The organism is Amycolatopsis sp. cg13 (assembly GCF_041346965.1).
GTDB lineage: Bacteria > Actinomycetota > Actinomycetes > Mycobacteriales > Pseudonocardiaceae > Amycolatopsis.
In genome coordinates this window covers 7,019,400-7,032,152 of the sequence record NZ_CP166848.1, presented here as the reverse complement: position 1 = coordinate 7,032,152, position 12,753 = coordinate 7,019,400, and the positions used below count along the sequence as shown (strand labels likewise).

12 protein-coding genes are annotated in these 12,753 nt (G+C 67.7%); 6 read left to right on the top strand and 6 right to left on the bottom strand.

The features are described from left to right. Window positions 1–20: 20 nt before the first annotated feature. Genes AB5I40_RS33115 through AB5I40_RS33100 form a run of 4 tightly spaced genes read right to left on the bottom strand, consistent with a single transcriptional unit; the run spans window position 21 to window position 2,378 of the window. Window positions 21–194 carry a hypothetical protein gene (locus tag AB5I40_RS33115; RefSeq protein WP_370934130.1) on the bottom strand — a complete coding sequence of 58 codons (174 nt, stop codon included), beginning with the start codon at window positions 192–194 and terminating at the stop codon, window positions 21–23. A 37-nt stretch (window positions 195–231) separates the two neighbouring features. Continuing rightward, window positions 232–774 carry an RNA polymerase sigma factor gene (locus AB5I40_RS33110; RefSeq protein WP_370934129.1) on the bottom strand — a complete coding sequence of 181 codons (543 nt, stop codon included), beginning with the start codon at window positions 772–774 and terminating at the stop codon, window positions 232–234. Window positions 775–780: 6 nt separating this feature from the next. Continuing rightward, window positions 781–972: a ferredoxin gene (locus AB5I40_RS33105; protein ID WP_370934128.1), complete on the bottom strand. Its 192-nt coding sequence runs from the start codon at window positions 970–972 to the stop codon at window positions 781–783. Continuing rightward, window positions 972–2,378, bottom strand: a complete 1,407-nt coding sequence (locus AB5I40_RS33100; RefSeq protein ID WP_370934127.1) for a fatty acid desaturase — start codon at window positions 2,376–2,378, stop codon at window positions 972–974. Before AB5I40_RS33100 ends, AB5I40_RS33105 begins: the two co-directional genes overlap by 1 nt. Before the next feature lie 127 nt (window positions 2,379–2,505). Here AB5I40_RS33100 and AB5I40_RS33095 point away from each other — a divergent pair, with 127 nt between their 5' ends. The 6 genes from AB5I40_RS33095 to AB5I40_RS33070 all read left to right on the top strand — a co-directional run bounded on the left by AB5I40_RS33095 (window position 2,506) and on the right by AB5I40_RS33070 (window position 10,849). Further along, window positions 2,506–3,747 carry a PucR family transcriptional regulator gene (locus tag AB5I40_RS33095; RefSeq protein WP_370934126.1) on the top strand — a complete coding sequence of 414 codons (1,242 nt, stop codon included), beginning with the start codon at window positions 2,506–2,508 and terminating at the stop codon, window positions 3,745–3,747. Window positions 3,748–3,894: 147 nt separating this feature from the next. After that, window positions 3,895–5,592 (top strand): GMC oxidoreductase, encoded by a 1,698-nt coding sequence (locus AB5I40_RS33090; protein ID WP_370934125.1) that lies wholly within the window; start codon window positions 3,895–3,897, stop codon window positions 5,590–5,592. Window positions 5,593–6,639: 1,047 nt separating this feature from the next. Next, entirely contained in the window at window positions 6,640–8,478 is a 1,839-nt protein-coding gene (locus AB5I40_RS33085) for an asparagine synthase-related protein (RefSeq protein WP_370934124.1), read from the top strand. Then, window positions 8,462–8,716: a lasso peptide biosynthesis PqqD family chaperone gene (locus tag AB5I40_RS33080; protein ID WP_370934123.1), complete on the top strand. Its 255-nt coding sequence runs from the start codon at window positions 8,462–8,464 to the stop codon at window positions 8,714–8,716. The genes AB5I40_RS33085 and AB5I40_RS33080 overlap by 17 nt, the downstream gene beginning before the upstream one ends. Continuing rightward, window positions 8,713–9,162 (top strand): lasso peptide biosynthesis B2 protein, encoded by a 450-nt coding sequence (locus tag AB5I40_RS33075; RefSeq protein ID WP_370934122.1) that lies wholly within the window; start codon window positions 8,713–8,715, stop codon window positions 9,160–9,162. The genes AB5I40_RS33080 and AB5I40_RS33075 overlap by 4 nt, the downstream gene beginning before the upstream one ends. Further along, complete coding sequence (locus AB5I40_RS33070; RefSeq protein ID WP_370934121.1) at window positions 9,143–10,849, top strand: ABC transporter ATP-binding protein; 1,707 nt, start codon at window positions 9,143–9,145, stop codon at window positions 10,847–10,849. The genes AB5I40_RS33075 and AB5I40_RS33070 overlap by 20 nt, the downstream gene beginning before the upstream one ends. Here the strand turns inward: AB5I40_RS33070 and AB5I40_RS33065 are convergent. Next, window positions 10,846–11,376 carry a hypothetical protein gene (locus AB5I40_RS33065; RefSeq protein ID WP_370934120.1) on the bottom strand — a complete coding sequence of 177 codons (531 nt, stop codon included), beginning with the start codon at window positions 11,374–11,376 and terminating at the stop codon, window positions 10,846–10,848. The genes AB5I40_RS33070 and AB5I40_RS33065 overlap by 4 nt on opposite strands. A gap of 396 nt (window positions 11,377–11,772) precedes the next feature. Then, the gene (locus AB5I40_RS33060; protein ID WP_370934119.1) at window positions 11,773–12,351 is read right to left on the bottom strand and encodes a hypothetical protein; all 579 of its coding nucleotides are present in this window, start codon (window positions 12,349–12,351) and stop codon (window positions 11,773–11,775) included. Window positions 12,352–12,753 lie beyond the last annotated feature (402 nt).

Sequence of the window (12,753 nt, the reverse complement as noted above, 5' to 3'; positions counted from 1 at the left end):
CATGCTTGCCCGGCTATATCTCACTGCGAAACGCGGCTCCCCGCCTCCGCCGGTTCAGCGCGCACCTGCCGAGGCGCACGCACGGGCTCGGTCCGCTTGCCGCCTCCGGAGAACAGATCCGAGAGCTTCCCGATCGCCATCCCCAGCAGCGGAAGCCAGATCGGGCACAGCATCAGGACCAGCAGCGGTCCCATGATCTTGAAAATCTCCAGGAATCCATGCATAACAGCGTCACGCCTTCTCGGTCTCGGCCAGCAGCGTCGCGAGCGTGCGCACCGCGCGGTGCTGCAGCGCCCGGACGCTGTTGGGGTTCTTGTTCATCGTTTCGGCGACCTCGGCGACGGAAAGCCCGGCGAAAAACCGCAACCGCACGCACTCGCGCTGCGGTTCGCTGAGGCCGGCCAGGCACCGCCGGAGCGCGGCGGCTTCGATCCGGGCCAGCGCGAGCCGGTCGGCTCCGCCCCGGATATCCGGTCCGTCGTGGTCTTTCCCGTCGAGGAGTTCACGCCGGTAGCGGGCCGATTTCCGGTGGTCGCGCAGGAGGTTGTCGGCGATCGTGTACAGCCACCCGGTGAACGAACCGATGTCCGGGCGGAAGTCCGGCAGTTTCCGCCACGCGCGCAGGAACGCCTCGCTCGTCAGGTCTTCGGCGACGGTCGCCGTCGGCACCCGCATCCGCAGGTAGCGGAAGACCGGCGGCGCGTGTTCCTGGTAGATGACGGCGAACGCGGCCTGGTCGCCAGACCGCGCCCGCCCGAGCAGCTCCGTCTCCACCGGGCCTCAATCCTGCAACCGCAACGCGGCGACCGGGCACGCCTGCACCGCCGCGTCGACGAACTGCCGGTCCGCCTCGGACGGAGTCTCGTCGAGGACTTGCACCAACCCGTCGTCCCCGACCTCGAAGAACTGGTCGGCCATCGCCTCGCACATCCCGAGGCCTTCGCATTTGCCGTGATCCGCGACGATCTTCATTACGCTGCCTCCCGAACCACGGGCACGAAGTCGACCTTGTCGCGCACGCCGCAATCGGGGCACGTCCAGTCGTCCGGGATCTCCGACCACGGCGTCCCGGCGGCGAAGCCCTCCAGCTCGTTGCCTTCCGCGACGCGGTAGACGTAGCCGCAGCCGGGGCACCGTGCGGCGTCCACGTCGTCGGCCAGCTTCGGCCGGGTGTCCGCGGCGGGTTGTTCCACCGCAGCAGCGAGCACCGGGTATTTCTTCAGCAGCGACGGCAGTTTGCCCGGCTGCACGTTCGCCTGCCGGATGTCGCCATCGAAATGCCGGTAGACCCGCGGATCCATCACCTTGCGGAACCACGCCGGAACCAAAGCGACGACCATCATTCCGGTGTAGCCGGTCGGCAGAACGGGGCTTTCCTTGAAGTCGCGCAAAGTCTGGAACCGGCGCGTGGGGTTCGCGTGGTGATCGCTGTGCCGCTGCAAGTGGTACAGCAGGACATTCGTCGCGACATTGTTGGAATTCCAGGAATGCGCCGGAGTGACCCGTTCGTACCGCGTCTTGGCGCCATGCGTGACCTGCTTGCGCAGCATCCCGTAGTGCTCCATGTAATTCACGATTTCCAGCAGCGAGAACCCGAACACCGCCTGCACCACCAGATACGGCAGGATCCCGACGCCCAGCCAGGCGATCAGCCCGCCCCACAGCACGACGCTCATCAGCCACGCGTTGAGCACGTCATTGCCGAGGTGGAACGGATGGCTTTGCTTGCGGGCGTACCGTTTCCGCTCGACACCCCAGGCACTGCGCAGCGAGCCGATGACCGTACGCGGCCAGAACCGGTAAAAGCTCTCACCCATCCGGCTCGACGCCGGGTCCTCCGGAGTGGCGACGCGGACGTGGTGCCCGCGGTTGTGCTCGATGTAGAAATGCCCGTAGAAACACTGCGCCAGCGCGATTTTCGCCGCCCAGCGTTCGGTGTCTTCCCGTTTGTGGCCGAGTTCGTGCGCGGTGTTGATCGCGATACCGGCGACCGTGCCCAACGTGATCGCGAGGCCGATCTTGCCGCCGACGGACAAATCACCGCGCGCCAGCATCCACGCGCCCGCGATGAAACCGGCGTATTGCAACGGCAGGAACAGGTAGGTGATCCAGCGGTAGTAGCGGTCCTCCTCCAGCGCCTCCATCACCTCGTCCGGCGGATTGGTGTGGTCGTAGCCGGCGACGAGGTCGATCAGCGGCACGAGGACGAGCACGACGAGCGGTCCCAGCCACAGCACGGCGTCGGATCCGGTCGCGGCGTGCAGCCCGATCGCGGCGAACGGCAGCAGCGGCACCACCAGCCCAAGCAGCCACAGGTGCCGCTTCCGGTCGTGCCAGGCGGTCTCGCCGTGAGCTCCGGCGAGGCGGTACTTCTTCATGGCGGCCTCCACGCGGTCTGTCGTTTTCCCGAAGGTAGAAATCCGCGGGCGGCGGGACACTGTGCGCGAAACCGAAACGCCCGGCTGCGTTGGGTCCCGGGCACGAACCGGGCGTACGGTGCTGCCTGTGACGTCGACGGCTGCCGCCACGCTGGCCAAGGTCGCGGACTCGGTCCTGGCCGAGCTCGCGCTGCTCTGCGCGCGCATCGTGGAGGAGGTCACCACCGAACTGCCTACGCTCGCGCCCGACGCGCAGGCCGCTGAATTGCTGGAAAGCACGGTGCGGGAGAACGTGGTCGCCGCGCTGGGCGTGCTGGGCGGCGCGGCGGAGCCGGTGGACGTCGGGGCGCCGCCGGTCGCGCTGGAGTTCGCGCGGCGGCTGGCCCAGCGCCGGGTGCCGATCACCGCGATGCTGCGTGCGTACCGCCTCGGCCAGGCGGCCTTCCAGCAGGAGATGATCGCCCGGATAGCCGCCGAGCCGGTGGAGGCCGCGGACGTCGCGGTCGCCGCCACCGAGCTGTCCCAGGTCGCCTTCACCTACATCGACAAGATCTCCGAGGAGGTCGTCGAGGCTTACCAGGCGGAACGCGACACCTGGCTGCGCCACCGCAACGCGGCCCGGCTCGCGAAAGTGCAAGCCGCGTTGTCCGGCAAGCCCGTCGACACCGCCGACGTCGAGAAAACCCTCGGCTACGCGCTGTCGGACCGGCACGTCGGCGCGGTGCTGTGGTGCGGTCCTGAGCTGGACGAAAGCGCGCGGCTGACCACCCTCGAACGCCACGCGGCCCTGCTCGCGACCGCCCTCGGCACCACTCCGCTGGTCGTGGCCCCGGACGCCTCGACCGTCTGGGCCTGGTTCCCTGTCTCGACGCTCGACCTCGACTCGGTGTCCGCCGCGCTCGCCAGCTCACCCGATCCGGTCCGCGTCGCACTGGGCGACCCGGCGAGCGGACTGGCCGGCTTCCGCACCACCCACCAGCAAGCCCGGCAAGCCGAAGCCGTCGCGCAGATGACCGAGCGCTCCCAACCGCGACCGGTCACCGCGGCGGCGCAGCTCGGGCCGTTGGCGCTGGTCGCGGCCGATCCGTCGGCGGTCGCGGGCTGGGTCCAGTCGGTGCTCGGCGCGCTGGCCGACGACGACGAGGGACACCACCGGATGCGCGAGACGGTCTGGGCGTATCTGTCCAGCGGGAGCAGCCTGATGGTCGCCGCGCAGGAGCTGCACCTGCACAAGAACACCATCCAGTACCGGCTCCGCAAGGCCGAGCAGGAGCGCGGCCGTCCGCTGTCCGAGGGGCGGATCGACGTCGAGGTGGCGCTGCTGGCATGCCGCCTGCTGGGTCCCGCCGTCCTCCGGCCGGTCGACTGAATTTGTGCTGCGGGACCAGTCGGGTCCCGACCTCCCGGTCCACAGACCGATGCGCGCGCCTGACCTGAGGCGAAGACTGCGGGGAACGTCGCCGGACGGTGCCCAATCGCCGTCCGGCGGCGTCCCCAGACCCGAGGCGAGGACCCGATGACTCCACCCCGCGAAGAGACCGACGTCCTCGTGATCGGCTCCGGTTTCGGCGGTTCCGTGAGCGCACTGCGACTGTCCGAAAAGGGCTACCGCGTCACCGTGCTGGAAGCCGGGCCGCGCCGTACCGAAGAGACGCTGCCCAAAACCTCTTGGGACGTCCGGAATTTCCTCTGGGCACCGCGTCTCGGCTGCTACGGCATCCAGCGCATCCACCTGCTCCGCGACGTCGTCATCCTCGGCGGCGCGGGCGTCGGCGGCGGTTCCCTCAATTACGCCAACACTCTCTACGAACCGCCCGCGCCGTTTTTCGCGGACCCGCAGTGGGCGCACGTCACCGACTGGCAAGCGGAGTTGAAACCGCACTACGACCAGGCCCGCCGGATGCTCGGCGTCACCCAGAACCCCACCGTCACCACCGCGGACGAGGTGCTCCGGGAAGTCGCCGACGACCTGGGCGTCGGCTCGTCCTTCCAACTCACCCCAGTCGGCGTTTTCTTCGGCGACAAGGACACTCCCGCCGGAACTGTCGTGCCAGACCCGTTCTTCGGCGGCGCCGGACCAGCCCGCCGAACCTGCACCGAATGCGGTTCCTGTATGACCGGTTGCCGCGTCGGAGCCAAAAACACCTTGGACCGCAACTATCTCTACCTGGCCGAACAACGCGGCGCGAACGTCATCCCGATGACCACAGTGCTCGACGTCCGCCCAGCAGACGGCGGCTACACCGTCACCGCGGTCCGCACCGGAAAGTCGCCTCGCCGCGGCAAAAACGTGCGCACCTTCTTCGCCCGCGACGTCATCTTCAGCGCGGGCACCTACAACACGCAAAAACTGCTCCACCGAGCCCGCGAAACCGGTGCACTGCCCCGAATTTCCGCCAGCCTCGGCCGATTGACCCGGACCAACTCGGAATCCATCCTCGGCGCGAAATCGAAACGCAAGGACGTCGACTTCACCCACGGCGTCGCGATCACCTCGTCGATCCACCCCGACGCGCACACGCACATCGAACCGTGCCGCTACGGCAAGGGCAGCAATGCGATGTCGCTGCTGCAAACCGCGCTCACCGACGGCGGGAAGTCCGCCCCGCGCTGGCTGACCTGGCTCGGCGCGTTCGCCCGGAATCCGCGCAACTTCACCTGGTTCTCGCCGCGCCGATGGTCCGAACGCACCATCATCCTGCTGGTGATGCAAACGCTGGACAATTCCATCACCGTCTCCGGCAAACGAACCCGCACCGGACGGCACAAACTGACGTCCGCGCCCGGCCACGGCGAACCGAATCCCACGTGGATCCCCGCCGGAAACGACGCCGCCCGCCGCGTCGCGGACAAAATCGACGGCATCGCGGGCGGCACCACCGGCGAGATCCTGAACATCCCGATGACCGCGCATTTCATCGGCGGCTGCGCGATTTCCGACGATCCGACGGGCGGCGTCCTCGACCCGTACCAGCGCGTCCACGGCCACCCCGGGCTGCACGTCGTCGACGGTTCGGCGATCTCGGCGAACCTGGGCGTCAACCCGTCCCTGACGATCACCGCCCAAGCCGAACGCGCGATGTCCTTCTGGCCCAACCGCGGCGAGGAAGACCGGCGCCCTCCGCTCGGCGCGCGCTACGAACGCATCGATCCCGTGCCCCCGCGGCATCCCGCGGTCCCGGCCGACGCTCCCGGCGCGCTCGCCATTCCCTGAACGCACCGCGGCACCGGCGAAATCTCCTTCCGGGAATTCAGTACGCACCCAGAAGTATTTCTCCGGAAACCTTACAACCAGGTTAGCTGCACTGTTCCGCATATTCTTCATCAAAAACAAAGCGAACTTCGCCGTCGGCCCAACTGATTCGACTGAACGCCCGAGTGTCAGCACCCGGCGGCCCTGCTAGCGTGTTCCAGGCGGAGAACTTCGCGCATCGGAACAGTTCATCAGCGATCGCTATCGAACCCATAAGAAATGACAGCAGAAAGAGAGCACAGAGGAGGACTGGTTTCCGTGAAGACCCTTCCCGAGCGCTATCAGGCCCCTGAGGCCTCCTCCGTCGGCTGCTTCGCGACCGACACCCGGCGGCTCCGCCGCGGCCCGCGCGACCATCACCACCGCGCACGTCGTCGTCGCCGCTGAACGCACTGAACACGCGGGGTTTCACCACCCGCTGAGCTGACCTGACGTGGCTGGGGATCGAGTCAGCCGGTCTTCAGCCACGTTCGTCAGCCCGTCGCTCGGCATCCGAAGAGTTGAGCAGAGGACTGGTTCCCGTGAAAACCCTCCCCGAACGCTACCAAGCCCCCAACGCGTCCCCCGCCGGCCGTTTCGCGACCGACACCCGCCGCTTCGGCCGGGGCGCGCTCGACAGCATCTTCTTCGGGCGCCTTCTCTCCCGCAGACGCGGGCATTCAGACAGCACCTGTCACCGACTGGCCTGACGTGGCCGGGTTAGCCGGTCGTTTCGTCAGCCCGCTCACGCGGCACCAAAAGTTGAGCAGAGGACTGGTCACCGTGAAAACCCTTCCCGAACGCTACCGAGCCCCAGCCGCATCCTCCGCTGGCCGCTTCGCGACCGACACCCGCCGCATTGACGGCATCTGGCGCGACCACCGCCACCGCGGACGTCGCCGCCGCCACTGAGCACCCGGTCGTCTCGCGGACAGCTGCACTGACCCTGACGTCGCCAAAGGCCGAGCCAACGGGCCTTCGGCCACGTTCGTCCTCCCGTCGTTCGAATCGATCCCGGTCGGTGGTCCGATGAACGCAGAGCCGAGCAGCCTTGTCGTCCTCCCCGACTCGCCGGGCGGCGCCGCGCTGCTGCCGCGAGTTCCTTACCAGCGGCCGAGTGTCCTGTTCCATTCCTCCGGGCGGCCTTGGCTGGCCGGCCGCTGGGCCCCGGGAGAAATCCGGGTGGCCATCGCGGGCCGGGCGCGCGTCGCCGTGTTCGGGTTCTGCCCGATGCCGGTCGAGCGGCTGACCGCCTACACCGCCCGCCTGCGGACCGTGGCCGACGCGGACACGCTCGCCCGCGTCCTGCCTGGCAGCGCGCATCTCATCGCGTCGGTGAACGGGCAGGTCCGGCTGCAGGGCACGCTCACGAACCTGCGCCGCGCCTTCCACACCCGGATCGACGCCACCCCGGTCGCGAGCACCCGCGCCGACCTGCTGGCCGAGATGACCGGAGCGGACCTGGACGAGGATCTCCTCGCCGCGCACCTGACGGAAATGCAGCTGCTTCCCCCGCTGATCGAGAAAAGCTGGTGGCGCACAGTGCATTCGGTGCCGCCGGATTCCTCGATCGTGCTGGCCGACGACGGAACCGCCCGCACGGTGCGCTGGTGGCGCCCGCCGGACCCGGTCCTGCCGATCCAGAAGGGCGCTCCCGCCGTCCGCGCCGCGTTGCGCGAATCGGTCGCGGAGCGGCGGCCCGCCACGGGCCGGTTGTCGCTGGACCTCTCCGGCGGAATGGACTCGACGACGCTGTGTTTCCTCGCCGTCGAGCAGAATCCCGACCTGTTCACCTTCCGGTGGACCGGAGGCAGCGTCGCCAACGACGATCCGATCTTCGCCGCCGAGGCGGCCCGGCTGCTCCCCGGTGTAGAGCACCTGGAAATGTCCGAAGGCAGCGCGCCCGCGTTGTTCGCACCGCCCTATGCGACGTCCGATCTCGAAGCGCCGTGGACGATGACCCGGGGGCTGAACGGCTCCGCCCACTGCGTCCGCATGCTCGCCGAGCACGGTTCCGGCCTGCACCTGGCCGGGCACGGCGGGGACGAGGTCTTCACCGCCTCGGCCAGCTATCTGCACACCCTGATCCGCCGTCGCCCGCTCACCGGCCTGCGCCAGCTCCGGGTCTACCGCAGTCTCGGCCGATGGTCGTGGCGGCGCACCCTCGCCGATCTCGCCAGCAGGCAGAGCTGGGGCGACTGGTGGCGGGAGTCGGCTGACCACCTCACCGACCCGCTGCCCCGCCCGGGGACCCCGGAACTGGGCTGGGCCGACGCGGTCCGGGCCTCGCCGTGGGCCACCGCGGACGCGCTCGCGACGACCCGCCGGGTCCTGTACGCGATCGCCGACGAGGCCGAGCCCCTCGCCGACGACCGCGGTCAGCACGAAGCGCTCACCAGCCTGCGCGCCGCAGGCCCGCTGTGCCAGCAAATCCAGCGCGAGTACCTCGATTGCGGCGTGCCGCTCGACCTCCCGTACCTGGACGACCGGGTCGTCGAAGCCGCGCTCGCGGTCCGGACTTCCGACCGCTTCACGCCATGGCGGTACAAACCGCTGCTCGCCACCGCGATGCGCGGGCTCGTCCCGGACGTCATCCTCGACCGCACCACCAAGGGCAACTACCAGGACGACGACGATGCCGAGGCGCACCGGCACGTACCCGACCTGCTCGACTACTTCGCCGACTCCGCCTTGGCCGCGCGCGGCCTGCTCGACCTCGACGTGCTCCGGTCGTGCCTGCTCGAACCCCGGATGGACGACGAATGGGAAGCGCACCTGGAAACCGCGCTCGGCTGCGAGATGTGGCTGCGCGCGATCGCCGACGCCCGGCCAGCGACCGCCCGGAGGACCCATGCACCTGCACCCTGACACCGCGCTCACCGACACCCCGGACGGCTCGGTCCTGCTCAACAAACGCACCGGAAGCTACTGGCAGGTCAACCGCACCGGCGCGCACACCCTCGACCGCCTGCTGGCGGGCGAATCCGCCGACCGGATCGCCGCCGACCTAGCCGCCAGATACGACATCGACGCCGCCAAGGTGCGAGCTGACATCAGCGCGATGACCGACAGCCTGCTCGCCGCCGGACTGGTCGAGGCGTCGTGAGCCAGCCGTCCGTGGTACCCCATCGCATTCGCCTGCCGCTGCACCGGAAAATCCTTCCGCTGCTGGCGGTCGGCCTCTCGACGCTGCTGAACGCGCTCTCCCCCAAGCACCTCTGCGCGATCCTGACCTTCGTCCGCCGGGGCGCCCGGCCCGCCACCTTCGAAGAGGCCCGCACCGCGCGTCGATCAGTCGTCGCGATCAGCCTGCGCTGCGCGGGCGACGGCTGCCTGCTCCGTTCCGTCGCCACCGCGCTGCTGTGCCGCGCGCACGGTACTTGGCCGACGTGGTGCACCGGCGTACGCACGCAGCCTTTCAGCGCCCACGCGTGGGTCGAAGCCGACGGCCGGGCAGTCGACGAAATCCATCCGCCGGGCCATTTCGCTCCGCTGCTGACCGTTGCTCCCCTCACGGCCGAGGACCGCCCGCATGACCGTCACCGCCGCTAAGTCCACTCCTTCGGCGACCGAAGAGCCGGTCCGTACCCGGGTCGGTCTGCGCCACCTGTTCGCCGCCACCCGCGGGCACCGGAGAAACATCGCCGTCGCCCTGCTGTTCACCCTCATCGGCGCCGGACTTGGCCTGCTGCAACCAATGCTGGCCATGCAGACCATCGACGCCGTCGGAACAGACCGCGCGATCGGCTGGCTGCTGGTCGCCCTCATCGCCGTCTTCGCCGCCGAGGCCGTCGCGGACACCGTCGGCCGCTACTGGCTGGAACGCTCCGGCGAAGGCGTCGTGCTGGGCCTGCGAGTCCGCCTGGTCAGCCACCTTTTGCGGCTTCCCATGCGCCTCTACGACCAACACCGAATCGGCGACCTGCTGTCCCGAACCACCGCCGACACGACCCTGCTGCGCGACACCCTCGCCTACGACCTGGTCGAAATGCTGACCGGCAGCTTCGTAGTCGTCGGCGGCGCCATCGCCATGCTCTGGCTGAGCCCACTGCTGTTCGGCATCGTGGCAGTCATCGTCGGCGGCGTGGGCGGCGTCACGCTGTTTGTGTTGGCGCGCATCAGAAACGCCACGGAGAACGCACAGGACAGCCTGGGCCTGATGGCCGCGGAACTGGAACGAGCGCTCAGCGCCATCCGCACGATCCGCGCCACGCGCGCGGAAGACCGGGAAACCGACCGCATCGGCCACTATGCCCGCACGACCTATCAGGACAACGTCCGCGCCGCGCGGTTGAATTCCATCGCCGCGCCTGCCGTGACCCTCTCCGCCCACGGTGCCCTCATCGCAGTACTGGTCGCCGGCGGAATCCAGGTCGCGAACGGCAGTCTCACCCTCGCCGAACTCGTGGCTTTCCTGCTCTACGTCAGCTACATCGCCGTCCCGAGCGCGGGTTTGTTCGAGGTAGCCGCCACCATCCAAAAAGGACTGGCCGCATTCCAGCGAGTCCACGACATGACCCAGCTCCCCACCGAAACCGACGCTACGCCCCTCTCTCGTGTCTCCGTGGCTTCCGCCCCAGTACTGGAATTGCGCGACGTCTGGTTCAGCTACCACCCCGACCGCCCCGTGCTGCGCGGTGTCTCCTTCACCGTGCCGCGCCAAGGCCACGTCGCACTGGTCGGCCCCTCTGGAGCCGGAAAATCCACCATCCTCGCGCTGATCGAGCGTTTCTACGAACCGGATCGCGGAACCATTCTGTTCAACGGACACCAGCCGTCCATCGCGGAATGCCGCCAGCGAATCGGCCTGGTAGAACAAACAACCCCAATCCTGCACGGCACCCTGCGCGACAATCTCACCTACGCCGCTCCCGACGCGACCGACGAGCAAATCCGCGACGTCCTGGCGAAAACCAACCTGACCGAGTTCGTCGACCGCCTCCCCGCCGGCTTGGAAACCCCCGCAGGCGAACACGGCGGCATGCTTTCGGGCGGTCAACGCCAACGACTGGCCATCGCCCGAGCCCTCCTGGCCCGACCTGAGCTGCTATTGCTCGATGAGCCAACCTCCCAACTGGACGCGGCGAACGAAGCCGCTTTCGCGCGGACGCTGGACCAGGTCGCCGGGGAGTGCGCATTGCTGGTCATCGCGCACCGTCCGGCGACGGTGCGGCGGGCGCAGAGGGTGATCGCGTTGGAGCACGGGCGGATCAGCACTGATGTGGGTCTTGTCCCTTAGCGGCCCAAGAGCCACGACCGCAGCGGCCTGCGCACAAAGCCGAAAAGCAGCAGGCTCACGACCACAATCGCGCCGCCAAGCAACGCCAGCCCGGTCCCCCACAACCCCGTGTAGTGATAAGGCCGCTCCGACTCGGGCACCGTAGCCGCGATCTCGTCGACCCGGTCCTGGATCCGCCGCTGCTCAACCTCGCTCAACCCGCCCCCGGCGAGTTGCTTGACCAGGTCCCCGATCTCGCCGTTCTGCGCGGGGGTGAACCCGGGCAGCGTCGTCGTGCCGCCGGACGGGAACTGCGGGTAAGCCGTGCAGGCCATCGCTTCGCCGGTGTCCACGCTCAAGTACAGGGGACCGGACTCGGTACAGGTGTCGCCCTCATGCCCGAACTCGATCCGGTAGGCATTGTCGACATCGCTCCGCTGGCCGATCCCGGTGATCAGGCATCCAAAGCCGGGCAAGAGCGCCGCCGCGAGCAGAATTCGCGGTACAACCCGAGAGACAGCCTGCCGTAACGGTGCTGGAATCGCCATGCCGGCCAGTCTCGACGACCGGCGCGGGACCGGTCCCGCTTCCGACCGAGCGGTGGCTGGCCGACGACGGACTCCCGGGCCTCGGCAATTCCAGGGATTTACCCGGGGCAATCTAGCTCGAGACTCGCCTCGACCAGCGATAACGGTGCCCCCGACGGGGTTCGAACCCGCACTGGGTCGATTTTCGGACGGCAGTGGGCGGTGTTGGCTGTCCACTGCCGTCCTTGTCTACTACCTGCAATATTAGCAAACGCAACTACTGGCTGATGGGTGTTGCCGGTCGTTGCGTGGCATCAAAATCCGGGGGTAAACCGTGGATTGATCTTGAAGGATGGCGCGCCCGGCCGAACATGGCAGCCTGCTGCAGGTGCCCTCCCGGTCGCAGCACGACAGCCGCTAGGAGTCCCGCAGCCTGTCCCTGAGGGCCACATAATCAGGATCGTCGGTTATTTCCGACTCTGACACCCCGTTTTTTGGTGCACCGAGATCCTTGGCTGCAGATATTCGAAATGCGCGTCGGGCAGAATGTGCTTTCTTCTTTACCGACTCCCACATCTCTTCGCTATAGTGCCCCTCTAAACCCTTACCAATGGCAACATGCGCTAACGAGAAGAACTTGAGGAACTCACGAGAAGCGGCCACTGTAGCCTTAGATCCAACGAACTCGATCTGAACCAGCATGGGTGACACCTGGTCGGCGTAGTTGTCGATCAAGCTGCAGATTCTTAGGATTTCATCTCGATTGCCGTCCTCAAATGCAATCTCCGCAGGGCCGGAAAAAGTCCAGTCAATCGAATCTAAAAGTTCAATAAAATTAGTGTAAACCTCTCTTCGGTGATCTCGAATGGCCAGATACCTGGCGTTTCGAGACTGCGTCGCCGCGCCAATCGTGACGCCTATGAAGCCCATGACTGGAGCAAGCGCAACACTTAACAACTGAAGCCAGAACGGGATAGCGGCCTGCTGTGATCCCATAGGTGTTCTCCTCTCAGCAATCACCATGATGTGCTTTCTCTTTCGCACCTACAAGTGGGTGGCCTCTCCGCCATCTCGTCGACCTGGCGCAGCCCGATCACGTCGGGTCAAGGGGGCACCTTCCCGCGGTCCGCAGCATGCCGGCCGAACTGCCCCCTTGACGCGGCGTGATAGCCCTCGGGGAGGTCGGCGAGATGGCGGCAGGTCACTCACGGACGCAACGTGCGCGCGGTCCCGGCCATCTCGGAGACCTGCCCGTCCGGCGAGGACACTTCTTTTCTTCTTGGACGCGGCCCTAGGTGCAGCCGCCGGGCCGGGTGCGTGGGTGCCGGAGGCGGGCCCCGCGTGCCCGGCCCTATAGCGGCGCGGCCCCGCAGGGGCCGCCTTGAACAAGAAAAGAAA